Origin of the sequence: Taibaiella chishuiensis (assembly GCF_003014535.1) — a bacterium.
In the GTDB taxonomy this organism is placed as follows: Bacteria; Bacteroidota; Bacteroidia; order Chitinophagales; family Chitinophagaceae; genus Taibaiella; species Taibaiella chishuiensis.
Genome location: NZ_PYGD01000007.1, coordinates 209,645 through 234,874, shown reverse-complemented (window position 1 = coordinate 234,874; position 25,230 = coordinate 209,645). Strand labels below are relative to the sequence as shown.

At 40.2% G+C, this 25,230-nt stretch carries 19 protein-coding genes; 12 read left to right on the top strand and 7 right to left on the bottom strand.

Translation table 11 applies throughout. The features are described from left to right. The first annotated feature begins 230 nt into the window (after positions 1-230). On the top strand, positions 231-515 hold the full coding sequence (locus B0I18_RS24980) for a hypothetical protein (protein WP_146146792.1): 285 nt from the start codon (positions 231-233) through the stop codon (positions 513-515). A 30-nt stretch (positions 516-545) separates the two neighbouring features. Here the strand turns inward: B0I18_RS24980 and B0I18_RS17730 are convergent, their stop codons facing one another. From B0I18_RS17730 to B0I18_RS17715, 4 genes are all read right to left on the bottom strand, one after another. Beyond that, positions 546-2,066, bottom strand: coding sequence for a TlpA family protein disulfide reductase (locus B0I18_RS17730; RefSeq protein ID WP_106524074.1), 1,521 nt, complete (start codon positions 2,064-2,066; stop codon positions 546-548). 26 nt (positions 2,067-2,092) lie between these two features. Next, entirely contained in the window at positions 2,093-3,490 is a 1,398-nt protein-coding gene (locus B0I18_RS17725; protein ID WP_181358509.1) for a RagB/SusD family nutrient uptake outer membrane protein, read from the bottom strand. 11 nt (positions 3,491-3,501) lie between these two features. Further along, positions 3,502-7,116: a SusC/RagA family TonB-linked outer membrane protein gene (locus tag B0I18_RS17720; protein WP_219906001.1), complete on the bottom strand. Its 3,615-nt coding sequence runs from the start codon at positions 7,114-7,116 to the stop codon at positions 3,502-3,504. Positions 7,117-7,304: 188 nt separating this feature from the next. Then, positions 7,305-8,486, bottom strand: coding sequence for a FecR family protein (locus tag B0I18_RS17715; RefSeq protein ID WP_106524072.1), 1,182 nt, complete (start codon positions 8,484-8,486; stop codon positions 7,305-7,307). A gap of 135 nt (positions 8,487-8,621) precedes the next feature. Between B0I18_RS17715 and B0I18_RS17710 the strand changes: the two genes are divergently transcribed. Beyond that, the gene (locus B0I18_RS17710; protein ID WP_106524071.1) at positions 8,622-9,119 is read left to right on the top strand and encodes a DUF1877 family protein; all 498 of its coding nucleotides are present in this window, start codon (positions 8,622-8,624) and stop codon (positions 9,117-9,119) included. 128 nt (positions 9,120-9,247) lie between these two features. Here the strand turns inward: B0I18_RS17710 and B0I18_RS17705 are convergent, their stop codons facing one another. The 3 genes from B0I18_RS17705 to B0I18_RS17695 form a co-directional block, all read right to left on the bottom strand. Further along, positions 9,248-9,832: an RNA polymerase sigma factor gene (locus B0I18_RS17705; protein ID WP_181358508.1), complete on the bottom strand. Its 585-nt coding sequence runs from the start codon at positions 9,830-9,832 to the stop codon at positions 9,248-9,250. 394 nt (positions 9,833-10,226) lie between these two features. Then, entirely contained in the window at positions 10,227-11,237 is a 1,011-nt protein-coding gene (locus B0I18_RS17700) for a CBS domain-containing anti-phage protein (protein WP_106524069.1), read from the bottom strand. A gap of 277 nt (positions 11,238-11,514) precedes the next feature. Continuing rightward, positions 11,515-11,910, bottom strand: coding sequence for a hypothetical protein (locus B0I18_RS17695; protein ID WP_106524068.1), 396 nt, complete (start codon positions 11,908-11,910; stop codon positions 11,515-11,517). Positions 11,911-12,064: 154 nt separating this feature from the next. Here B0I18_RS17695 and B0I18_RS17690 point away from each other — a divergent pair, with 154 nt between their 5' ends. From B0I18_RS17690 to B0I18_RS17645, 10 genes are all read left to right on the top strand, one after another. Continuing rightward, a complete protein-coding gene (locus tag B0I18_RS17690) occupies positions 12,065-13,069 on the top strand; it encodes a LytTR family DNA-binding domain-containing protein (protein WP_106524067.1) in 1,005 nt (334 codons plus the stop codon). A gap of 168 nt (positions 13,070-13,237) precedes the next feature. Continuing rightward, the gene (locus B0I18_RS17685) at positions 13,238-13,819 is read left to right on the top strand and encodes a hypothetical protein (protein ID WP_106524066.1); all 582 of its coding nucleotides are present in this window, start codon (positions 13,238-13,240) and stop codon (positions 13,817-13,819) included. 328 nt (positions 13,820-14,147) lie between these two features. Beyond that, positions 14,148-14,978: an RteC domain-containing protein gene (locus B0I18_RS17680; RefSeq protein WP_106524065.1), complete on the top strand. Its 831-nt coding sequence runs from the start codon at positions 14,148-14,150 to the stop codon at positions 14,976-14,978. Between the two features lie 289 nt (positions 14,979-15,267). Next, entirely contained in the window at positions 15,268-16,107 is an 840-nt protein-coding gene (locus tag B0I18_RS17675) for an RteC domain-containing protein (RefSeq protein ID WP_106524064.1), read from the top strand. 365 nt (positions 16,108-16,472) lie between these two features. Next, positions 16,473-16,889, top strand: a complete 417-nt coding sequence (locus B0I18_RS17670; RefSeq protein ID WP_106524063.1) for a hypothetical protein — start codon at positions 16,473-16,475, stop codon at positions 16,887-16,889. A gap of 70 nt (positions 16,890-16,959) precedes the next feature. After that, positions 16,960-18,075 (top strand): hypothetical protein, encoded by a 1,116-nt coding sequence (locus tag B0I18_RS17665; protein WP_106524062.1) that lies wholly within the window; start codon positions 16,960-16,962, stop codon positions 18,073-18,075. Positions 18,076-18,365: 290 nt separating this feature from the next. Then, a complete protein-coding gene (locus tag B0I18_RS17660; RefSeq protein WP_106524061.1) occupies positions 18,366-18,707 on the top strand; it encodes a DUF4134 domain-containing protein in 342 nt (113 codons plus the stop codon). Positions 18,708-18,717: 10 nt separating this feature from the next. Then, the gene (locus B0I18_RS17655; protein ID WP_146146791.1) at positions 18,718-19,155 is read left to right on the top strand and encodes a hypothetical protein; all 438 of its coding nucleotides are present in this window, start codon (positions 18,718-18,720) and stop codon (positions 19,153-19,155) included. A 23-nt stretch (positions 19,156-19,178) separates the two neighbouring features. Then, a complete protein-coding gene (locus B0I18_RS17650) occupies positions 19,179-19,607 on the top strand; it encodes a hypothetical protein (RefSeq protein ID WP_106524059.1) in 429 nt (142 codons plus the stop codon). A gap of 33 nt (positions 19,608-19,640) precedes the next feature. Then, entirely contained in the window at positions 19,641-25,208 is a 5,568-nt protein-coding gene (locus B0I18_RS17645; RefSeq protein ID WP_106524058.1) for a helicase-related protein, read from the top strand. The last annotated feature ends 22 nt before the right edge of the window (positions 25,209-25,230 follow it).

Genomic DNA, 25,230 nt, shown 5'->3' with positions numbered 1-25,230 from the left:
ATATTGTCCAATTCCAGGATTTAGAAGTATAAGCTCTCGAAAAGAATCCAGATTCTATCACCATAGAAAACATCACACTAGGCCTTGTTTCCAGGCCGTCCAGATAAGCATTCCCAATACTCAAACACATTCCCTCACCGCTTGTAAAGGCTCCTTTATGAGGCAGCAGAAGCCCACTTTCATTTTTCATTTCATTTTAATCATTTTCTTAATTTCTTAAACCATTTTTTATGAAAAAAGTACTTTTTTCCGCTGTCATCCTCATGGCAGTTGCTAACGCTTCTTTTGCTCGCGAAAACAAAACAACCCAGGAAGATACCTATACCTACTATGTCGTAGGTGTAAGTGGCTCTGACTACTTATTGTCAACTTCGCCAAGTCCACTTTGTGACCAAGGAACCGCTGTGCCATGTGAAATCGTTACAACAGAAGAACATTCCGATCTTCAGATTTCCATTTCGGAAGCAAACAACCCTGGCTTAACAACAATCGTAAGCAAAAGGCCTGCTTTTTAACGGCAAAAGGTAAACAAGGAAATTCCTTGTTTACCTTTTTTTACTTTTAAGTTCAGCAATTGCCTTAATCAACCCATCGACATTGTACAAATTGGAGGTGTTGTTGAATACAACCGTACCGTCCTTATCCAGTAACAATGCTGTTGGAGTAGAATGAATGTTATTCTCTTTATAAATAGCATGCTCACTTCCTTTGGTACTCAGATTCGTAACTCTTTCGTTTGTGTATTTCTTGCTTTTTATGGCCTGCTCCCAAATGTCTGCATTGCGATCTGATGTTATAGAAATGAATTCAACCTCCGGGTCGTTCTTGAAATGTTCCTCCGCCTTTGATAGCGCAGTAGTATAATACAGCATACAGCCTCCGCAGCCAGAAAACCAAAAATCCAGTACCTGAATTTTACCAAGGAATTTATTTAAAGTGACCGTACTACCTTCACGGTTTACTAATTCGTAATTCTTAAATTTCTTTTTGAAGGTCATTGGTAAGATCTTCTTTTCATAAATAATCTTACCCGAATTTGAAACAAACAAGTTCTTAGCGTCAACTATTAGGCTATCAATATTTTCCACCAGTCTTGATCCCAAAAAATATCCTGATAATATTCGCTCCCGAATATAACCGCCGGTATTTTGTTTAATCTGGTTGTATGTACCAACTTGATCTTCCTTGCCGGATAACAAATACGCTGATGTTGAAAGCTTTTTCCGCAAGTAAGAAGCTGAATAAGCAGAGTTTTCAATTCCATCAATACTAATCGCAGATAGGGAAACATTACCAAATGTTCTGAAATAATTTGCAACCAACTTTTCTCTATTAGACTTGGGAAGTTTCGAAACATAATCATCGAAATATTTACGAGTAAAATATTCTGGCGAATCATTGGAATAAATAGCATCAGCTTTTAGTACTTCATATGACAAAGAGGATAGCCCCGGCTTAAGTGACAGAAGTAAATCCAATTTCATTTGGAGTAGCGTATCTGTTTGTCTTATAAATTCAAAACGATCGTTAAACCAGGGATTTAAACGTTTTTTTTGTGGAAGCCCGTTAACGATACTTAAATCATTGATTGCCCGGCTAACATTGTACTTAAAGGCACCACGGCCGATGAACTGGGCCATTGCAAAAGCAAAAGGAGCAAGCCGGGTTTTAGAAAGGTAATAAGTAATACTATCTCCAGTTTCCCAAAAGTAAGACATCGAAAGGGCTTGTTCGATAAATTGTCCTCGTTTATCGAAATTCCTATTTATTTCAATGAGCTCCCAATAGCCACATTTTTCGACGGCCGGAAATTCAAATCGAAACATCCCATTTAGGTCTTTTACTGGATAGTAGTTCTTGTGATCAGTAGTGTTCATCAGATCTATTTTTCTGATCATTAAGGTGTCCCCCGGCTGATATTGACTGTATTCAAGATTAATAATAACGGTGCCTGCTTTTGCAATTGAAATGGCCTTACTTTTAGTCCCCGACTTACTGATACTACTTGTAAATAGTAAGGCAAAACATAGCGATACGGAAGCTAATGCGGATAATATATTATTCATTTCTAATCAAATTAAGTGTGCAAATTTTATCTGGGATTTTGGGATATGCCGCTTATCTGGATTTCATTATCTGGAATTGGAAGTACATATTTATTACTGCCGGGCTCTAAAATATAGTTTACTCCTGCGACCTGCCTGGTTAAAGTAATTTTGAACCTTGGATCTTTATTCAGTCGTCTAAGATCCTCCCACCTTAGATTTGCAACAAACGGTAATTCTTTCCTTCTTTCCTCAAGAACAAGGCTCAATGCCAGCTCGCCATCAGTTATGGTATATGGCACGAAGGTTCCAGTTTTGTATCTTTTACTGAGAAGCGTATTGACATCCGTTACTCCGCCATTAATATCACCGGTACGAATTTTTGCTTCCGCACTTATAAGAAAAACTTCGTTATTGGCAATTCCACAAAATGTGCTGGTGTTTCCTGTATACGTTCCCCTGTACTGAAATTCATTACCATTTGAGGCGAAAAAAAACAACTTTCTTAGGTCGTTGGCATTATAAAGATTAATAAGCGTCATCGATACTCTACCATTCGCGAAAGCATGAGGTATTACTGGAGAGTACCCTACGCCTTGAGCATAAAACAATATTTCAGGATGATTTATTCCGGCTTCCGCAAAACGATAAGTGAGGTTCAGAGAAGCATAACTGCTGTTAAAGTCAAGCAGTGTACTATTCAATTTTAGTGACTCGCTAGCATAGTACTCTGCCTCAGCATAAACTTCCATACACAGGTATATTTTTGCGAGTAAAGCGTTGGCAGCAATTTTTGTTGGTCTACGGTTGTTTACCTGAGTCGCAGGAAGCAACTCAATAGCTGCTTTTGTATCCGCTACCATTTGTTTGTAGGTTTCTTCAATCGAACTTCTTTGATAGATAATATTGACATTGGAGTTTAATCGAATTGGTAAGCCGAGGTCTGATGATGCGGAACCAGCGTCATAAGTTTTGCAGAATAACTGCGAAAGGTTGTAATAACTGATCGCTCTATAGAACAAAGCCTGCCCTTTTATGCTATTGAAAGTTGCCTGATCATTATTGAGTCCCTTTTTGCTTAATCCGTCAAGTATGATGTTGGAAAGTTCTATAATGGCGAAGAAACTATTCCAGTCAGGAGAATTTCCGTCAACCCAAATTGAAGGCCTCCAGATGTAACCATTACGCACATCTTCAGCAGAACCCGGAAAATCAGATTCTCTTAAATAATAGTTGTCCGCGCCCACAAGCCCAAATATTGAAAACGCGTTATGGACTGTGATTGGATTCTCCAATAAAGCTTGATAATCCTTTAAGGTTTCCGGAACAACAAATGAATTCTGACTCTTTGCATCCAGCCAATCATTTTGTTTTTTACAGCCCGCTACTGCCATTACAAGTACGATCAGGAATGCTGAATATATTATTTGCATATTAATTTTCATGTTAGGTCCCATTAAAAGTTAGCATTTACACCAAATGAAATAGAGAGCGGATTGGGAAATACCGACGCCCCGCCAGTACTGTAGGAATCAGGGTCGATTCCAGAATCATTCTTTCTCCATAAAATACCAATATTGTTCAAATACGCATACAACTGGATACGGTTAATTCCTTTAATAAGCTTCTGAGGCACCAGATAGCCTAGGCTAATATCCTGTAGGCGAACATGGTCACCGCGTTGAACCAGGGACTCGGAATACTGGTAAAAATTATTTCGGGCTGAGTTGGAAGGATATACGATAGAGGGTATATTAGTGTGTAATTCGTCACCCGGCACCTTCCATCGAGACCCATAATCGGTATTCCTATTTTGACTGACAATGTCCGAGTAGTTAAGCGATATCGTCGGTTTTCGAATATAATAACCAAACTTATAAACCACATTAACGGAAAGACTAAAACCCTTGTAGTAGAAATCATTACGCAGGGAACCAAACACGGTTGGTCTTGCAGAGCCATGAAAAATAAGGCTGTCCGGACTAAAGTTATTTATTATTGCAGCGTAGTCTTTACTCATTACGCCATTCAAATAGCCTTGGGGATCGCCATTGAGTGGGTCAAGACCTGTCCATTTGTAACTAAAAATGCTATACATAGGTTTCCCTATTAACGCAACGGGCGCTCCCGTTGTCTGAATAGAAGTCGACGTCTGCTTCACATCATAGCGACGGACTTTATCGACAATTCTTGAAAGTAACAATGAGGTATTCCACTTGAACAGGGAATTAATGTTGCGGCTTTGCAAGGTGAAGTCAATTCCAGAAGTTCTTGTACTCGCCGCGTTGCCTGTATAAGTCAAAAATCCTGTTTGGGCGGCTAAAGGTGTGGGCTGTAAAAGATCGACTCCATCTTTTCTAAAGAACTCTAGGGTTCCGCTCAAGATATCGCTTTGACTTTTGAAATCTAGCCCTAGATTAATATTTCTGACCCTTTCCCATCTAAGTTCGGGATTAGGGGCTGTCAAAATATTAAGATACTGTTGCCCTGTAATATTGTTGGTCGCATACCTTCCGGTTAATAACGCTATTGCATTACCAATGTTACCATTGTATCCAAAGGTGGCTCTCAACTTCAAATAAGGTAGCCAGACCAGTTTATAAAAATCCTCTTTATCAATTGCCCAGGATGTACCCACCGACCAAAGTGGTGTAATCCGGTTGTTGGCACTTGCCCCAAAAATATTAGAACCATCTTTTCGGGCGCTGAGATTTAAGGTGTACCTATGTCTAAATACATACGCAACATTAGCGTAGTAAGAAATGAACCTGTTTAGGTAGGTATTTATACTTCCATCTGGGCTTGCAATCCTAGCCGTTCCCGATGGATTTGCGGGATATGAGGTCGTGTAGTTCAAATTCATGATACTAGTGCCAAATTGTTCATCGTATCCATACGATGTTCTTCCGACTCCCGTAGCTTTTGTTTCCCTAACTTCTGCACCGACCAAGGCTACGACCTGATGTTGTTGAAAAGTTTCGCTATAATTAATTTGGCCCCTTAAACTATTTGTTCGCCAATCATTGTTATTGGTGGTCATTATTCCTCCCAAAGGAAATATATAATTTAGTGTTTTGGTCGTAGGATCAATTTGTGAGAACTTGTTGATTAGGTCACGGGTGTAATATGTCAACTGGCTTTGATAATTGCGGCCGGCAATCGTTTGTTGGTCGCTCTGAAAGTTGACTTCAGCATTAAAGTTAGAGCCAATATTATACTTTGCACCAACACGAAAAAGTAGGGCCCTTATCTTCGTGCTATTGTCGGCATATGCGATTTCGTCTAATGGGCGGTAGGCCCAATCTAAAAACCCTTTAGCCGCCGCTTGTTCAAGATAGGATGGTTTAAATGATCGTAGTAATATCGAATTACTTCCGTTTTCATCTCGAAGACTTGAGTATGGGAAAATTCGATTGTATCTGGGGGTCATAGAAAACGTAGTCCCAAACAAGTTAGTAGTATTGTTGAGTAATGTGTTATTAAGACTATAGTTAAGCCCAGCAGACACTTCAAGGTTTTTAGCCGGAGTATAGGTGTTGAAGGAATTTATTGTAATTCTATTATAACCGTTGCGTTTCACAGCGTCGGTGTTTTGATCATAACCTATGGAAAGCGCATACGTCGAATTAGCTCCACCGCCGCGGGCACCCAGGGAATATTGCTGGCTAACAGCTTTCTGGTATACATAGTTCTCAAAGTCGTTTCTTACATCACTGTTGCGCAGCAAGTCTAAACGAGTTTCTGTTTCGACTGCTGAAATTAAGCCAGACCTTTGCAGCGACAGAATATCAACAACCGGTGATACAGCCGTCATAGCCGTATTATTCGAAATGTCGGAATTGAAGTAGCCCTTGTCAAATAGGAATTTTTCTGCTTCAATAAATTCCATGGAGCTCATGAAATTTTTGTCTGCAAATAAATTTGGTTCATTAGCAACAGTCAAGTTAGTATTAAGCTCAACCTGCATTTTTTCATTTATCTTCCCTTTCTTAGTAGTAATTACGATTACACCATTTCCAGCTCTTGCTCCCCAAATTGAAGCAGCAGCAGCATCTTTAAGCACGGTTACAGATTCTACATCATTAGGGTTAATATTTCTGATATCGCCGTCATATGGAAAGTTATCAACCACAATAAGCGGATCTTTTGCACCAAGAATAGTACTTTCCCCTCTGATACTGATACCAAGGTTTCTATTAGTTGTTGGTAAGTTTCTAATGTTCTTAGAGGCTGTGCCATTGAATAGAAATCCGCTGGTAATTCCATCAAGTCGCTCAAGGATATAGGTTGAAGTTCTTCGGTTCAATAATTCATTGTCAATTTGAACAAAAGAACCTGTAGCCCTTTCCTTCGGTAAAGACTGATACCCGGTGCTGATGATCCCGACTTCTTCTAATTGGGCAAATTCTTGTCTAAGCTTTATGGAAAGGGGTGAGCTATTTATTACCGTATGTTCAAAGATTTGAAACCCCACGAAAGAGAACCTAAGTACAGTTCCGATATCAGGAACATCAATGCTGAATGTGCCTTGTTCATCCGTTGACGTCTTAATATTCGTAGCCTTAACAGACACATTCACTCCAGACAAAGGTTTTCCTGATTCATCCAGCACTTTGCCTGTTATAAGAATCTTTTTTAAAGTGCCTTTTACTTTTTCCTTTGACGTTGGAGCTTTGGGTTTGATGACAATGGTTTTATCAATAATCTCGTATTGCAGAGGTTGTCCTGCAAAACATTTGTCGAGGGTTTCAACCAGGCTTTTGCTCTTTACAGTTAATGTAACATTGTTCGCCGCTGCAAAGTGCCTGGTATTGTAAATCAGCTCGTATCCTGTTTGCTTGTTGATCTCGTTGAGGACTTCTATCAAAGGCTTGTTACGCACAGATAGCGTTACACTTTGGGCGTACGTTGCAGCATGGGCATTGATAAGGCTCATGAACAAAAGAAATGCAACGAAGTTTATCCTCATGATGACCTTTCTTTTAATTGCCGGGTGTAGTCCTGAATACCAGGACAGGACGCGCAGCTTTTCTTTGCCATGGTAATTACCATAGGCTGAAAAAAATTTCATACTTTTATTTCGGTTTGGTTATGTAAGATTGACTGAACTGTTGACTGGGCTTTTCGTTAAGTGCCAGACTTTGCCGGAAGTGCTCTGAACAGCACCTCCGGCTTTTTTATGTCTGGCATAACTAAAAACCTAAATTTTAATTTGGAACGCTTTTAATTCATAGGTTAAGGGTTAAATGGAACATTTGATTAATTATGGTTGGGCATTATTATTAGTTTACTTCCCTGGGTAGTTTGCACAAGAGTGAATTTGATTTGCATAGCCTCAAACATTTTCAAGACAGATGATAGGTTAGAGTCGCGCCGGATGGTTCCAGTGATCGTATCCTCTGGTATGGCCCCCTGATACTCAATTTTCACGTTGTACCATCTGGATATTTGCCTCATGACTTCAGCGATGCCGGTGTCTTTGAACGTCATTTTATTATCTTTCCAGGCAAGCGAAACTTTTAAATCCGCTGGCTGCACCATGATTTTATTTGAGGATACAATTGATTGTTCACCTGGTCTGATGGTTTTACTCGTTCCTCCGGTGGTCACTTTCACCGAACCCTCAGCAAGGGTTGTAACGGTTCTCTTCTCATCGGCATAAGAATTTATGTTGAAATGCGTTCCTAAGACCTTCACCACCTGATTTGAGGTTTGTACTATGAAAGGCTGCTTTTTATTGTGTGCTACTTCAAAGTAGGCTTCGCCGATCAACTCTACCCGACGCTCCTTCATCCCTGTATAAGAAGTCGAGTACTTTAGAGTTGACGCGGCATTAAGCCATACTTTAGTACCATCGGGCAGTTGAACCCGGTACTGACCACCCCATGGAATAACTATGGTATTGATCTTTGCAGGTGCGTTGTTGTTTGCGCTTTGATATATAAGCTGACCGTCAGCAGCTTTATCTATTTGTATACCACCGTCTGAAGTTAATAGGCCAGCACCTGCATTTTCAACATCTACTTTGCGACCATCCGAAAGAATCAGCGTTGCTTTATTACTACCTGCGGCAACATCGATCTCCTGAGATACCTTCTGCAGGTCAACTGGCGTAATTTTATTCAGGTATACCAACAAAAATATCAGGCAGGTCACTACCATTATGAAAGCAGCAGCAAAAATTTTCCACCAATTTCGTGTCAACCGATAGCGCTTCGGCTCGATGCCTTCAATGATCGCCAGGTGTTGCATCAGCTTAGCATGGCCACGATCCCGAAGAGCAGACACAGATGAGGAGTAACCGGCAGGCAATTCCAGCAAAGTATTATCAAAGCTTCGTGTCCACTTAACATAGACAGCTTTTTCCTCTTCCGTAATTGTACCATTAAGCCATTTATAAGCCAATTCATTTATTAAATCCTCATCGAAATTGTCTTCCATTGCTGATCACTTTTGCCTATAGTGTCATCTCATTAGCAAAACCCTTAGTCCGAGTTCAAATTTTTATTTATTTTTATAAATCCATTTTCCTGCAAGGGATTCGGCAACAATTTCAATTTATAACTACCATATGACATGGGCCATTACACCAAACTTCTCCAACTCAGCCCTGAGAAATTAGCAATCGAGAATCGGCAGACGCTCTTCTCCCGGTTTTTCAGAGACAGCAGCGAGACGGGCAACGACAGTATTATAGATATTGACAAAAGCCGGGAAGGGATTCTGTTTTTGCTTAAGGGGAGTTCTGAGTCAGTAAATCAAGAGGAAACTTATGAGAAACTCTTTAACGGAGCAGTCATAGATTTTCCAATGGAAGAAGGAGATGAAGTAGTTTACCACGTACTGACTCCTGAGGAAGTTAGAGAAATCAAAGATTCGCTCATTGGTGTTGATATAACAACCCTGTATAAGAATTATGATCCGCTGGTAATGATGGCATCCGGGGTCTATCCTGATATATGGAGTTATGGTAAAGAGTCGTACGATTACCTACATTCTTATTTTATTGGCTTACGTAACTTCATAGACAAAGCTGCCCAGGAATCAAAAGCAGTTGTTGTGGTAACCACCTAGCTTGATTCTACCAAAGATTGTATCCCCTAACAATCTTTGGTAGCTGCATTAGGGATAGAAAGCGGTATCCTTCAGAATGAAGGTAAAGCGGAAAGCCCGTCCCGAAGGGAATGCCCGTAGTCGTCTGACTAATTGTTTCCAATCAACAAAATAATGATAGCTGGAGGTATGGCAGATAGGTTGCTACGGAGATCTTTCATAGCTTTAGACAAATGCGCCTCAATGGTTTTTTCTGCAATACCAAGTTCAGCGGATATTTGTTTATGAGTTTTGCCCTGTTGTTTTGCCAAACGGAAAACGATCCTGCATTTTTCAGGTAGTTTTTCAATTGCCGCTTCAATGGTCGCAAACAATTCTTTTTCCAAAATAAGGTGATCAGCTGAAGGGGACAGTGATTCAGCGGTTTCATTGGCAGATTGATCAAGGTGGTATTTTGCCCGGTGAATGTTACTTCGCTGGCGTATTACAACGTATTTTACAGATACGGCCAAGTAAGTGGCCAAAGTATATTTTAGCTCCAATTCGTGTCTTTTATTCCATAAGCTTATAAAGATATCATGGACACATTCTTCAGCTATTTCCGGATTACTCAGCTGATGAGTCGCTATGATAAATAGCTTATCCCAATACCGATAATACAAAGCCGATAGTGCCTTTTGATCGTCAGACTTTAAAAGTTTAAACAAATCACTGTCCGGAAGCTTTTGGTACAACTTCAATTTTTATCCCTCCATAATTCCCTGACACTAATCTAGTGATTATTATAGGTTTGAACCAAACTTCTATTTGATTTAAAGGTATGTAGAAATGTAAATTCTGAGTTACGAATCCACAATTAATACAGATTAGAAGAGATTCGTTTTGAATTTATAGTACTGTGACTAAAAGCTTTTAAAGCTATTCTAATGCTGGTATTGTAACAGCTTTTGATGGTACTTTGCACAGGATTGACTGTACTCAAAAAATACTGCACAAAACATCAAAATAAATTTTTGGAAGTAATTGTTTCAGAAACCTATATTTGACTAGAGCGTTAATTTTAAAAAGGGGAGGCACGGCTTCGGCTGTGCCCTTCGTTATTAAAAAGCTCTTCTATTAGATTTCACGTTAGGGATGTAAAAGGTTAGATAAAAATTTAACAGTTCGCCTCAAAATGATCATTAATTCAGAATTCTTAATGTCAGGATCAAAGTGCATTACATCGTTTCGAATTTGCCTAACATCATCAAGCTGATTTAGAAACATCACCCTATCAACTTTGAGTCCGAGTTTTTTAAAATTGTTTTCTCCCTCAATGAGCTTTAGGTAGTCTCCAAAATTTAGGTCTGAAAGAACTTCTAATGGTTTCCGAGTTGCATCAGGATTGCAAATTGCATTTAATTCTTCCTCACTGAACTTCTTATCTAGGATTTTCCTAATGTGGTTCTCAATTTGTTCAAGTACTAAGAAAGGTTCAGCCATTGAAATAAATTGTTCCCCTATATCGGTAATTGTTACAATACCGCAAATTGACTGATCTCTTTTCTTAACAAGTACTACTTCTTTCTCTAGTATTGTTTTGACTGCATCAAATAAAGGTACATTCAACTCTAACACACGAACGTCTTCTTTACATTGGTTTACTGTTTCACAAGGATGACCTAAAGACATTGCTTTACCGATTGACTTCCAACTAATCATTCCCTCTACTGTTTTACCACTTAATATAGGTAACTGTGAAAAATCATGGTATAACATTAAAGTCACTGCTTTTTCCACAGTCGTATCTCTGTTAACGAATATTAATTTATTGGGATTCGGCGCACCATCTATCTCCACTGTTAAGTCAGATGCCTTGAGTAAACTAAGTCTTGGTATAGGATCAGAATCTTCATTCTCTTCTGTAGATTTTTTGATTGAAGCTTTAGGTCTAGCTGAAATCTCAATCTCTCCATAAATATAAACATGTTCAAAGGTTGGTTCACACATGACGTCGTGATCCTCTAACAGTTTATAAACTTTTTCGTTAACTCGCCATCCTCTTTTTGCAAAACCTAAATGTTTTAAAGCGACATGCGGAGTGGTCTTAATTGATTTTTTAGTCGATTGTACCTCTTTAAGTATTTCCAGAAAATTCATTATGATTTGGATTTGTCACAATATATGGCAAAGTGTTTTAAATATTAAAAACTTTGTCATTTTATGGCAGCTTGTGTTTTTTTGAAATAAACTATTTTTATTGCTATGGCTCGAAATAAAATATCTGAAAGTTATGAGGGGAAAAGAAAGGAGCAGATTGAATGGACAATCATGATCATCATTGCTCTTGCGCTGTTAGCGCTTATATCCGGAGATCCACCACAGTTGTAAATTGAGTTCCTTTCCTTAATGAGAGAGCGTTAATTCAACTTAGTATTTAATCTACGAGATCGTATTTGATCGAAGTGGTAAATGAACCACCAATTGGATCAATTCCTGAAATAGGGGGAAAATAATTTGTCACTCCACAAAATTCAATGGCGACCTGCTTAGTTCTGCGTGGCGGTCCATAATTATTCGGAACATCCTGCATTACAATTACCGACCGGTGAAGGATGGCAGTAGCAAGCAAGGCTCCCCAGGCAAATAAAACATTAGGTGGCAGCAATGAAAAGTAGGTGTGCTGTTTGGTGCTCAGTGTAAAATTTAAAGCTGTCCATGCGTACAAGTCTTTGACCATTTCTTTTGCTTCAATCAGTAAATCGGAATCATCAAGAACGTACAAGTCAGCAGTTTTTAAGGTTACCCCGTCAGGGGTGAATGGATACGACATTGGTTAGGGATTAGGTTTAAATAAAGAGGAATTTAATAATTAAATGCACAACATTTGTAATGTAATGGAAATATCATATTGAATTAAAATAGTTAATACATTTAATTTTGTTTAAATTTATTCCTGTAATTGTCCGCGAACTAGACTTAACGAATTGGAAACCCACGCTCATCCCTTCCCTAAACGAATCAAATACAACGACCGAAAAATCAGGATCATCGCTATCATCCTTGCAGCACACATCATAACAGAATACGGTGGGAGCAGTCCTTGGCTTCCAAGGCTGCTTACGCTTATGTACTACATTGAATTCGGAACGACACTTCTTATCACAACCCTTCTTGTCGAATCTATTTACCGGGTCACCTGTTTTCTTGATCTCCGGTATCCCTGGAATGAATCATTACCGCAAAGGATTTTTCTGCAATTCTTATTGGGTGTAGTCATGCCAACAGTTACTTCTTACTTGCTGGCAGCTGTGTACTTTGGTGTTCAGGGGTATGACATTACCGATTATAACTATCATTTGTACGCGCTTCCATTCATCGCCGTGCTGATTACATTATTCAATGCCTATTATTACCTACGCTACGTAGTTGCGGAAAAGGCATACTATAAGAATCTTCAGGAGAGCAACCACAGTGCCATGTCTTTCTCAAAGAATGGCCATTCTAAAACGGTTGCAGAGAGTTCGCAGGAGGTGCTTGTAGAAGCCGTTGCAAATTCACAAAGCAAAGAAGGAAGTCATAGTAAACCTGCCGCCGCAGCGCAAAACGAGATTACTTATCGTGAGGTCTTCATGGTGATAACTCCGCTTCGTACCATCCCGATCAGGATGGATGATATTTGTAGCTTTTACCGTGTCAACGGAGTGAATTTTCTGAGAACCTATGACCAAAAGGCAAGTGACGCCTACGTCATAACACAGACCCTTAAAGAAGTTGAAGAGCAAATCAATCCTTCGCAGTTTTTTAGGATCAACCGACAGATGATAATTAGCTTCAATTCCTGTGTATCCTTTCGCAATGGCAAAGGGAAAACGTTAGAATTAATTATTGAGCCTAAGCATGCTGATTATGAAAACAAAATGGTAGACCAACCTTTTGTAATGGTTAGTGAGGACAGGTCCCAGGCTTTTAGAGTTTGGGTAGAGCGATAATCACCAACCTGATGCTTAATGCCGCATGTAGTCCTTGATGATTCATTCATGATTTTGGTGCGCTCAGTGTTAATTTCAGTGCGCTGGCAATCTTAACATTTATTATTCATGTCCCAAAATGAAGATTGACTTAGTTTTGAGCTCACTTATAAATTCAAAACCTGACCCATGAAATCATTTATTTTAAAGCCATTATTGAAATCCAGTACCGCATTTGCGCTCACCGCCGCTCTATTGTTAAGTTCCTGTGGCAATAAATCAATAGATAAAGCAACAGCAGAAAAGCTTATTGTTGAGCAAAACAGCTATCCTAAACCCTATGACTGGGAGATTTTCTGCGGCGATGTGCAGGAGGCCAAAAGACTTCTAGACCTCGGCCTTGAACAAGACGGATTGGTAATTATATTAAAGTCAAAAAGTTTGGTTGACAGTACGCCGTGGGTGAGCTTTACCGATAAAGGGAAAGCTTATCTGCTACCCACCAAAGAAGAAGACCGGAAATACAACCGGCAAAACATCAAATTGGCAGATCAGGAATTTGGTGAAATTACCGGCATAGTTGAAGGTGGCAAAGATAATAAGGCTGCTATGGTGGAATACACTTTGGTTTATAAAAACATCACACCATTTTCTAAGGTTATTAAACGCGACCTTAGTAAACCTGAAAAACATAAAGCCTATTTCGTCAGGTATGACACCGGCTGGAAACTCGACAAAAGCGGCGAGCTTATGATGATGGGCCTGCAGTAGAACTTTGTAAAGCCTTAAGCCGGTAAGAGATGCTTCTTTTGAAGCATCCTTTTTTATTTTGGGATAATTGGTGATGTTATAACATTTTGCACAATCCTTATTCCGATTCCAGGTTTGAGATCCTTTCGAAATTGGTTACCTCCTTAAGCATATCTGGTTTAGTCCTGGATTTGAAAGCATTTCATAGTGCGTTCATTCCTAAAGAAGGTGCTTTTAGTTGTATAATAAGTGCTTTCATATTATTAGCAGGCGAAGGTCTCGTCATTAGGTCCTGTTTGACATTAGGTTTGTCTGGCTTCAAAAACAAAGCAAAATCAAACCTAAAACCATGAATACATTCACAACAGAACTTAGATTAGACTTAGACCGCGAGTTAAGAAAAATTGAGCGGACCGGGGAGAACATTATTCAAATTGCCAGCATGTCCTTTAGAACAACTGAGACAGCACTAAAGAAATTGAAAGACTACATCCTTAGGCATGAATTTAAATCAGTAGAAGAAGAAATTAATTTTTTCAAAGATGTAAAACCGCACTTTTTACAAGACCTGATGTACTACATGCGCGTTTTCTTCCTCGAAAGCCAAAAGCCATTAGGAAGCCGGGATAGGTTATTAGAATATTACAATACATCATTAAACAATATTGGATTATTTATTGAAAGGAATCAACAGTTTCATACTTATTATAAGACAGCCAACACATCCTTCGACACACTTTACTTTACAAGAGATGAGAATAATAAAAGCTACGGGACAGAATATGCTCTTGACATCGATCCCAGGTTTTCTACCCTACATAGTTTTAAACTGGCGAAGATTCAGGCATACGAACGCCTGAACAGGTATATACTTGGATGCATCGACGAGATGAATCCTAACTTTGTAAAAGACGGTCTCCATAAAAGCCACCTAAACTGGACCGATAGTAAAGTTGCGCTAATTGAGCTTGCATATGCGTTACATGCAAGAGGGGCGATTGACTCCGGCAAAGCTGGTATCAGTCAGCTTATACGTACCCTGGAAAAGACCTTCAATGTTGAATTGAACAACTTTTACCGAATGTACCTTGATATGAGTCTGCGCAAGAAAAACAAAACACCGTTTCTGGATAGTTTGAAAGAATATCTTGATCGATATATCGTTGAGGGCGATAGGTAAAAAGCAAACTTTTGGAGTACGTAAGACAAATTAGCGTTTTTGCGAATATTACTGACGTATTTTGTCAAAAAGGGCCACAATATACATTTTAGGAGCTTCAAGAATTTACAATCAAGTATCATTACATTAGGTATTGTTACAAGACCGGCACGAATTAATAATAATTACTGGTTTTCCAGTTGTTTCAATATAGGCCAATAAACCCATTTTATGATCGATCTCATAGAATGGGTTTAGAAGACTGCCGGTGGCTAAATCCTAGGATAAGATTGACACCAAACCAATAATCATGATTAACTACACACGTTCATTGCTAGCGACAATGGAAAAGGAAATTCATGAAATCACCATAAATGCCGAAAACGCCATCATCAGATCAGAGCAGTCGTACCGTTCAGCAGTGTTGACCATCAGAAAACTAAACGAATTTATTGCAGACTACAATTTTAAGGACAGCAAAGAAGAAATCTCATTTTTCAAGGAAGTCAAGCCTCAGTTTGTAAAAGAAGCCATATATTTTAAGGAGCTGTATTATCTTGAGTCAGACAAGCCCATGGGCCGGAAGAAAATTCTCAGGAAATATTATATAGGCATTCAAAGTAAGGTCTACCAGTACCTGGAGCGAAATAAATCTCTTTATAACTATTATAAAAGCGACAAAACTTATAACGACATTCAGTTTTTCAAACGCAGCGAAACAGACATATCTTTCCATCCAACGAACGCAGTAGAGCTTGACGACCGGTTTACTACCGTTCATAGCCTGAAGCTGTCAAAGCTTTTAGCATATGAGGCATTAATGGACCATACGCTTGGCGCACTGATTTTGGTAAGCAAAAAAAACCGTGTGGCGAGCACCAAGCAGGCTCAGGCTGGACATCTTACCTGGACGGATACCAAGGCTGCACTTGTAGAGCTTATATATGCCATAATCGCAAAAGGCTCGGTGAACTTTGGGAAGGTTGAAATTAAACAGCTTGTTTCAGCAATTGAGCAGACCTTTAATGTAAATCTGGGTAATTTTTACAGAGTATTTATGGATTTATCAATACGCAAGAAAGATAGGACTCCTTATTTAAGGGATGCTAATAGATTACTACTTCAGTATATGGACGATAAACTGCAATAAAGGATACCGATGAAAACCCAATTTTAAAACAAAATCATCCTTCTTTTAAGACCGCCTCATTTGAGACGGTCTTTTTTTGTCTCAAACGTAAAAATCCAACTTGGGTGATATGTGGAAGTTAGGTTAGAAAAATTCCGTAACAAATTTCAATCATAGACAGCTACCCCATACCCAGGCTATTCTAATGCGGTAATTTGAAAATGTCGATGCAGCCAAGCCAGAAAATTCATCTGCATTTTAACGAAAAATAAATCTTCCCAAGCTTGGGACATCTTGTGAATAAAGACTTCCAGGTCATTGCAATTTTGCTATCGAAGACAAAGGGAATGAATATCCCCGATTACAAACCTTAAAACGAAAAAGCAATGTTGGAACAAATTACCTGGAAGACTTATCTCACCGTCGTACTTATAGCGATCATCATCTACTATCTGTTCATTGGATTCTTACACAGGGAATCTATCATTAAAATGATCAGAAAGCGCCAGGGGCAAAATTACGAAAATGAGGATGAAGTAATTACCGGTTTTTCATCTTTCGATGAATTGGAAGAACTGGTAAATGATATACGCCACAGCATTCTGGAAAAGGCGGGCACTGAGGTCAGCAAGGATGAGCTGTTAGATCAACTCTGTAACAGACTGACACACTACGGCGGGTTACGCCAGCCCGCCTACCGGATTGCGATCACCAATTTCATCATTCAAAATGCGGAGACAATTTGCGAAATATCCTTTACCAAGGATGAATTGGAAGCTGCATGGGACAGGCTAATCAGCTAAAGCTAAAGACAGGAAATGATCCGAACCTGTAATAAAAAAGAGTACTTATAAACCCAATTTTTAAATCATTATGAAAAGAAAAAATTATCTAACAATGCTGGCAGTGGTTGGCGTGGCTATCGGGCTTCTTTACGCCTGTAAGCGTTCTGGCGAGATGAGTCCATCTCTTGATCTTGGAAGCGGCAACTCTGTCCATGGACAAATACTCACCAAAGAGGGCCTGGGTGTTTCCAATGGCTGGCTTAAGTTTTCATCAATTGAAAGCTTTAATAACACAATGAATATACTGCATGAAAAGTTTCAGGAACCCGCAAAGTTATCCGGATGGGAATCTGGCTACAACCAAAAGGGCTTTAGCTCACTGCGCAAAACATATGAAGAGATTGATGCTGACACTTCGGAACACAGGAAAGCGCCGACAGTTGACTCACTGATAAAAACGAATCAGCTCCTGGATTGTCCTGATTCCTGGTTTGCCACTGTTCTCAGTAAGGATGGATTTATCCAGATTGCAGATACGGTTTACAGCTTTAAACCTGGGAATGAAAAAGGAGAGGCATATGCAATTCCGGTAAAAGGTATTAAAGAGTTATTGAATAACGTTCACCCCGCTCATATCAAAGGGAGCAAGCTGCACTTTACCTCATTTCTTAAAATCCCGTTTATCCGTTGGCCAGAACAAGGCAATGAACATATCGGGCCGATAAGATTAAGTATCTGCGCTACATCAGGCCCATCGATGCCCAATTTTTGGGGACAGAGCGGAGGCGATATCTATGCAGGAGACAATGGAGATACATTTCCTGAGCACAATGGAAGAACGGTTAAACTGAACTATCACCGTTGGAGAGTCGGATATATATTCTACGCCAGTACAGGAGTGCGGATGAAGATGTGGAAACATACCAGGTTCGCAGGCTGGCAGTCTGTTACCTATGCAGATCAAATGACCATGGAGGCTTGCGTGAAAGGATATGCAGCACAGGCGGGAATTGCCCCTTATCCTTTTACTTCTTCAACCTCGCCGACATGGCCTGGCTTTACTAAATATGCGGAGAACAACTTTGAAAAAACACTTAAATGGGTAGGCTCACCAATATTCTCGGAAATACTGCTGGAGCATTTCAATTTTCATTTCTACCTGAATTACCGGGGGCGTATTGTGGAACGGAGCATAAGGCAATAGCCAAAAAGATATGCGGGGCAGCCAGGATTTGAATAAGGGAGATGAACGTGAGTAGTGGAGGTTGCCCCGCTACAAAATTGTCGCCGGTGGCTCTAAAGGTTGGTTTTGGTTCAATTTAAGACCGCCCGCGACAGATTTCCCCGCCTCCTGCCTTGACTGGCAGGAGGGCCAGGGAAAACAAAATAGAATACCGGAGGCGTGGCAAGCGTGGTTGATAAGGTGATGGGAGCGCCACGCCTACCGGTATTTTTTAAGGAAAAGCATTGTGAAGGAGATAAAATATTGTGAAGATGGGAAATGTGAAGAAGATGGGATGGAAGAGATTCTCCCAAAATAACAAAGCAGGCATTTTGACCTTGCTAATGATCATGATTAGTGTTTATGCTCTTGCCCAAGATGGAAATACCGGCATACAGGCAGCAGATACACAGGTAAGAGGATATTTTAAATCGGGTGTAAAGCTTATGTATGCGGTTGGCGCACTCGTTGGATTAATTGGGGCCGTAAAGGTTTATCAGAAATGGAATTCAGGCGATCAGGATACATCGAAAGTCGCAAGCGCATGGTTCGGGAGTTGCATTTTCCTTGTTGTTGTAGCAAGTATTATTACGGCGTTTTTTGCTGTATCCTAATCATCTCAAAATGGAGAAGTATATGGGATACCGCGCTGAAATAGATGAACAGCGGCAGAATAGAGAGTTACCCAGGTACTTGCTTGGAGCCTCGGAATTCCTAGTTGATCTGCTGAACCACGAGTTTCGGCAAGCAGACAATCCCCATAACAGGATAAGTCTTGGTGATGTAAAGGAGGAATACGGGTTTAGCATATTGCTTTATGACACCATAACCAAAAACAGATTTCTGGAAAATGTGGAGGGAGTGGATCTTCCTGGGCATGTTCAGTTAATTATTGTTCCACCCTTAAAAGATCTGGACCCGGTAGGCTTAGCGAGAAGGCAAGGAAAACAAGACGATTATTATATCAAAGAAAAGCGCACCGATATTATAGGATCGCTGATTACGTTTCGCAAATCAAAAGCACCTACAGAGCAAAAAAAACGCAAGGGAATATCCCGCTAAAAGACTAATCCAAAATTAAGGTTATGCAACAATTATTGAAGGAGAGGCTACAAGCCTATATCACACTGAACAATCCGGAATTAATGGCGGAACTGCATTCGGATTTTTCAGTAACAAATTATCTGGAGGATAAGGTTAGCAAGGTGATGCCCATAATCCTTAATCTTTTGGAACAGGGAAAGCCTGGATATATTATCGAAGAACTCAGCTTAAACGAGATGACGGCTGAACTGAAGCCATCAAGATTCAACTATCTGCAGACTGTGCTCGAAACGGAATTCTCAGAATATTATCAGCAGTGGGTGGATTTAGGCGTACTGACATACGAAACGATAAACCTCGTGATCAGTTGCAAGGAAACATTTGAAGCTTTCTCCTTTAGTGTTGAGAATGAAGACAACCGCTTTATGCGGTATGCCATCATCGCCGCTATCCATGATTACCTCAATTAACCGATTTAAGAGCTGTGAAAAAGAAACTGAGAAATGGCATATAACGCTCTACATAAGTTACGGGACAATATAACGGCAATCCAAATTGCTTTAGCTCATGATGCAGGCACCACTCTTACCGATGCTAATCTGGAAAGCCTAAAGAAGTATGCAGGCTTCGGAGGCATAAAAGCTATTCTGTTTGACAAAGGCAGCAAGGAAAGCTGGATTGATAGTGGTGCAAAGGAAAATGACCTTCGTTTGTATGATGACATAATGCATCTGCATTTGATTCTTGAAGAGAAGTTCAGTCCTGTAGCATATAAAGAAGTAATTGCTTCATTAAAAAGTAGTGTTCTGACTGCGTTTTACACCCCGGAGATTATACCGCAGGCAATCTATGAGGTTCTGCAGGAGAACCTTCTTCAACCTTCACGAATCTATGAACCTAGTGCAGGGGCAGGCGTTTTCATTACTCAGGCAGTAGATCAATTGCTTTCTGTGCAACATATTACTTCAGTTGAAAAGGACTTGGTAACAGCAAGAGTCCTTGATGCAATTGCAAAAAATCTTCTTATTCAAACGGAAGTTCATCATTGCGGGTTTGAAGAAACACCCAATGATGATAATGGAACTTATGACCTGGTGATAAGCAACATTCCTTTTGGCGACTTCTCTGTATTTGATCCTGAAATCCGCAATGCGGACTTATCTGGCAAGATTCACAATTATTTTTTTGTAAAAGGACTTGACAAACTTGAAGATGGTGGACTTATCGTGTACCTAACCACTGATGGCTTTTTAAATAGCCCTTCAAACAGGGCAGCCAGGGAATACCTGTTTAATCATGCCGACTTTATCAGCTTGGCGGTCATGCCTGATCAACTTATGTATGACACCGGTGGAACGCAGGCACCAAGCCATTTGCTGATTGTACAGAAAAATAATGGGAAATCCACTTTAAGCCCGGAAGAAAGGGACTTAATCGAAACAAGCAATTTGCAGAATGAATACGGCCAATATAGCAGGAATCACTATCTGGTAAATGAAAACAATGTTTATTCTATAATTGGAGAAACCCGACCAGGAACCAATCAATATGGAAAAGCACATGAAGTGGTTTACCATAACGGACCTTTTGACGAATTAAAGGCGTTGCTTAAGGAGAAATTAAGTTTCGATTTCTCCAAAAACTTACGACCTGGTCTTTACCCTTCTCATGGAAAGAAACACCCCAATGCCTCTGCTGGAACAAAGACTCTTACTTTCTTAGAAGTCCCAATAACCGAAACTCCGCAAGCAACATTTCAACTGGGATTGTTTGATGTGGTTCCGGCAGAGATCCAAACAAAAGCAGGTGCTTACATTACAGATGGCGATGAAAAGATAGTTCACAGACCTTCTGCCAGGATTATTTCAACAATTAAAACACAAGAGCGCAAAACTCATGACAGCATTGTACTGATCACTGCAAAGGCAAAAAAAGGCAGTTTTTATGTTTACAAACTGTGTTCAAATCTTGCTGAAGTTAAGACCCCTGCCAAGTGGTTGAACGCCTCGCTTTTAAGCAAAGAGGTGAACCTGTTGTCTGATGTCCTTAAAGGATATGCTTATGATTTCATCTACCAGGGAGATCAGACCTTAGAACACTTTTTTAAAACACAATTGAATAGTGTTCAGGCACCGGTACACAATAAATTTGATCGAATTACTTCATTCCATAAAACCGGATCACTGGTCATCCATAACGAGCAAGTTTGCAGATTGACAGTGATCGATAAAAAAGCCGGCAAGGCTGATTATATTTCTCTTGACAACCCGAAGGAGCTGCGCTTTTATAAGTCATTAATCGCCTTAAGAGATAACTATTTTGAACTCTTCGACAAGGAAAGTTCCGACGAAATGCGAATGAGCTATCACCAGTTGAGGGAGCAGCTCAATAGGAAATATGACGAGTTTGTCACGAGTTATGGTCTTATCAATGCTCCACACAACAAGAAACTTATTCTTGTCGATGAAGCCTCTGGGGTAGTCTTGCTGTCTTCGCTAGAAAGGAGGGAGGGCAATAGTTTTGTACGCTCAGACATATTCCATACCAACCTAAATAAGGCAGCAATGGCTTTCTCTACTTCTGACCCGGTAGAAGCCCTTGCACATTGTCTTAACTCCAAAGGAAAGGTAGATATAGAACAAATCGCTTCGGCTATTTCAGTTAGCGCAAACGAAGCCATAGAGATGTTAGGAGAGCATGTCTACCTCAATCCTCAATCAGGAAAATGGGAAACCAGAGATCAGTATTTAAGCGGGAATGTTATTGAAAAGCTTCAACAGGCCATTTATGGACTGGATAGCAATCCTGACAGCTATCATCATAAACGTAGTCTTGAAGCTATTGAAAAGGTACAGCCTGAATATGTTCCTTTTGAATTATTAGATTTTAATCTTGGAGAACGCTGGATTCCTGAAGAATTCTATTGCAGGTATGCCACAGAATTATTTGGTTCGGAAACTAAAGTCTTTTACCTGCGATCAGTGGACAGCTTCAAGGTGGACGTGGATAAAAAGAGTACAAAGGTTACCCAGGAATATGCAATCAGACCAAAGGAAGGCCATCCAATGTATGGTTACACCATATTAGAGCATGCACTGGAAAATACAAGTCCATTCTTTACCATTACCATTAAAGATGGGGAAACCACTAAACGAATACCTGATGTAGAAGCAACGCAACTCGCTCATGAAAAGATAGACAATATAAGACAAGGCTTTATTAATTGGTTAGAGGGGATTGATGAGGGCGACAAAAGGTTCCTGGAGCGGCTTTATAACGAAACATTTAATTGCTATCGGCTTAGGGAATATGATGGTAGCCATCAAACATTTCCAGGACTTGATTTGGTATCTCTTAATATTCCGGGATTGTATAGCTCTCAGAGTAACGCTGCGTGGAGACTGATTCAAAATAGGGGCGGCTTGATAGACCATGAGGTTGGGCTGGGTAAAACGTTGACGATGATTGTTGCTGCCCAGGAAATGAAAAGGCTGTCGGTATGCAACAAACCAATGATCCTCGCTTTAAAAGCCAATGTACTCCAGGTTGTTGAGACCTACCGTAAAGCTTATCCAAAAGCAAGGATACTTGCTCCGGGCCAGAAGGATTTTACTCCCCAAAGGCGAACTCGTATTCTTCATGAACTTAAAAATAATAACTGGGACTGTGTTATCCTCACTCACGATCAATTTGAAAAGATTCCGCAGTCATTAGGAATTCAGCATAAGATCATCTCCGACGAATTAGATAATGTTGACCGAGATCTTGAAACCCTGAAACAGCAAGGCGGTGAGCTAAGTAAACAGGCGCTGAAGGGACTGGAAATCCGAAAAAAGAATCTTGTCAGCCGATTGAAATCCGTAGAGCGGAATATAGAAGAACGTAAGGACATAGGCATTTCCTTTCTGGATACTGGTGTTGATCATCTTTTTATAGATGAATCTCATAAGTTCAAGAATCTAACTTTTACCACCCGTCATAACCGGGTTGCAGGCCTGGGAAATGCTACTGGAAGCCAAAAAGCACTCAATATGCTATTTGCAATAAGGACGCTCCAGGAGAAATTCGATTCGGACCTGTGCGTGACTTTTCTTTCGGGGACACCGATTTCCAATAGCCTGACTGAACTGTACCTCATATTCAAATACCTGCGGCCAGGAGAGTTGGCCCGTCAGCGGATTGAGAATTTTGACGGCTGGGCTGCCGTTTTTGCGAGGAAAACGACGGACTTCGAATTCTCTGTTACTAACCAGATAATCGCAAAAGAACGTTTCAGGCATTTTATAAAAGTTCCGGAGTTGGCCGTCTTCCTAAATGAAATTGCGGACTACAAAACAGCAGCTCACATAGCCCTTGATAAACCTGGTATAGAAGAGATTTTGGTAAATATCAAGCCAACACCTGATCAGGAAGTTTTTATCCAGAAACTAATGCTGTTTGCAAAATATGGTGATGCAAGGATACTCGGTAGACCGCCGCTTTCTGAAGGAGAGGAAAAAGCAAAAATGTTGATCGCCACCAATTATGCTAAAAAGATGGCGGTGGATATGCGTCTTGTCGATGAACAAGTATATGGTGATCATCACGGTAATAAGATAAGCGTTTGCGCAAGGAATGTAGCCGAGGTTTACCTTAATTCGGCAGAACACAAAGGCACTCAAATCATTTTCTGCGACCTGGGTACACCAAAACCAGAAGGGTTCAACGTTTACGATGCCTTAAGGGATAAGTTGGTTTCAGAGTATAATGTCCGTTTGGAGGAAATTACGTTTATCCATGACAGACAGTGGGAAGGTGATCGTCGAAGGAACCTGTTTCATAAGATGAACGCCGGTGAAATAAGAGTTTTAATTGGTAGCACTGAAAAGGCCGGAACTGGTTTGAATGTTCAGGAACGAATTGTGGCGATGCATCATCTGGATATTCCATGGAAACCAAGTGAACTGGATCAACGTAATGGAAGAGGTGCCAGGCAAGGAAACTGGTTAGCTAAGTTAATCTTTGGTAATAAGGTCAGGAATTTCATCTACGCTGTTGAGCAATCGCTTGACAATTACAAATTCAATCTTTTAAAGAATAAGCAGCTTTTCATTTCACAGATGAAAAACAACGAATTGCAGGTACGTAGCCTGGATGAAGGGGCATTGGATGAACAAAGTGGCATGAACTTCAGCGAATATATCGCAATCTTATCTGGAGACACATCTCTACTGGAGAAAACCAAAGTCGAGAAACAGGTAACTGTACTGGAAAGTCTTAAGGTGGCGCATCAAAGAGAAATGAGCCGAACCCGGTTGGAACTGGAATACCTCCAGAAAGTGGTGGTCGAAGACTCTGCTATTCTGTCAAGTTTAAATTCTGATGAGGAACATTATAAAAAAGTGTTGGCTTATAATGAGGATGGAAAAAAATTGAACCCTGTGCAATTAATTGGTTTTACTTCCGGTGACAGTGAAGAACTGGGAAACCATATCATCAGCCTGTATAAGAGTTGGGTCCCACCTGCGGACCAAAAGGAACAAAAAATAGGAACTCTATATGGCTTCAATCTAATGATTCAACAAAAACGGGATGAATTTTATAACAACGGGAGATATGAGTACCGATATTATAACACCTTTTATGCGGAAAGGAAAGACAGCGGTATACGGCACACCATTAACAATGGCCATCCGACCCTGGATAATCCACATTATACATCAAGACATTTTCTTTATGCAATAGACCGGGTGTCCTCCATCAGGGATCAATATCAAAAAAAATTGAACGAGGCTAACAAAAACATTCCTGAGTTGAAACGTATAGCAGAAAAGGCATTTAGTAAGGAGGATGAGCTTCAGCTAAAAAAAGCAGAGCTGATTAGACTAGAGCGGCAAATAACAGAGGGAATTAAGATGAAGCAGATAGAGGAGCGAATTGCTTTACCCGAACTGTTGTCGCCACTTGAAACAGGAGATACAGTGATCGTAAAGCAAGGAAAAGCAGAAGTGTTAACGCTGCTTCCATATAGTCAAAAGCCCTCAGTTCTTGTGGATACACCCAAGAGGCAGGGACGCCGGCTAAGGAGATAAGATCATTTACGCAGTTTAAATA

Excerpts from the sequence above, each read along its gene's own strand:
- B0I18_RS24980 (WP_146146792.1), top strand. The coding sequence starts at position 231 with ATGAAAAAAGTACTTTTTTCCGCTGTCATCCTCATGGCAGTTGCTAAC.
- B0I18_RS17730 (WP_106524074.1), bottom strand. The coding sequence starts at position 2,066 with ATGAATAATATATTATCCGCATTAGCTTCCGTATCGCTATGTTTTGCC.
- B0I18_RS17725 (WP_181358509.1), bottom strand. The coding sequence starts at position 3,490 with ATGAAAATTAATATGCAAATAATATATTCAGCATTCCTGATCGTACTT.
- B0I18_RS17720 (WP_219906001.1), bottom strand. The coding sequence starts at position 7,116 with ATGAAATTTTTTTCAGCCTATGGTAATTACCATGGCAAAGAAAAGCTG.
- B0I18_RS17715 (WP_106524072.1), bottom strand. The coding sequence starts at position 8,486 with ATGGAAGACAATTTCGATGAGGATTTAATAAATGAATTGGCTTATAAA.
- B0I18_RS17710 (WP_106524071.1), top strand. The coding sequence starts at position 8,622 with ATGGGCCATTACACCAAACTTCTCCAACTCAGCCCTGAGAAATTAGCA.
- B0I18_RS17700 (WP_106524069.1), bottom strand. The coding sequence starts at position 11,237 with ATGAATTTTCTGGAAATACTTAAAGAGGTACAATCGACTAAAAAATCA.
- B0I18_RS17695 (WP_106524068.1), bottom strand. The coding sequence starts at position 11,910 with ATGTCGTATCCATTCACCCCTGACGGGGTAACCTTAAAAACTGCTGAC.
- B0I18_RS17685 (WP_106524066.1), top strand. The coding sequence starts at position 13,238 with ATGAAATCATTTATTTTAAAGCCATTATTGAAATCCAGTACCGCATTT.
- B0I18_RS17680 (WP_106524065.1), top strand. The coding sequence starts at position 14,148 with ATGAATACATTCACAACAGAACTTAGATTAGACTTAGACCGCGAGTTA.
- B0I18_RS17675 (WP_106524064.1), top strand. The coding sequence starts at position 15,268 with ATGATTAACTACACACGTTCATTGCTAGCGACAATGGAAAAGGAAATT.
- B0I18_RS17670 (WP_106524063.1), top strand. The coding sequence starts at position 16,473 with ATGTTGGAACAAATTACCTGGAAGACTTATCTCACCGTCGTACTTATA.
- B0I18_RS17665 (WP_106524062.1), top strand. The coding sequence starts at position 16,960 with ATGAAAAGAAAAAATTATCTAACAATGCTGGCAGTGGTTGGCGTGGCT.
- B0I18_RS17660 (WP_106524061.1), top strand. The coding sequence starts at position 18,366 with ATGGGAAATGTGAAGAAGATGGGATGGAAGAGATTCTCCCAAAATAAC.
- B0I18_RS17655 (WP_146146791.1), top strand. The coding sequence starts at position 18,718 with ATGGAGAAGTATATGGGATACCGCGCTGAAATAGATGAACAGCGGCAG.
- B0I18_RS17650 (WP_106524059.1), top strand. The coding sequence starts at position 19,179 with ATGCAACAATTATTGAAGGAGAGGCTACAAGCCTATATCACACTGAAC.
- B0I18_RS17645 (WP_106524058.1), top strand. The coding sequence starts at position 19,641 with ATGGCATATAACGCTCTACATAAGTTACGGGACAATATAACGGCAATC.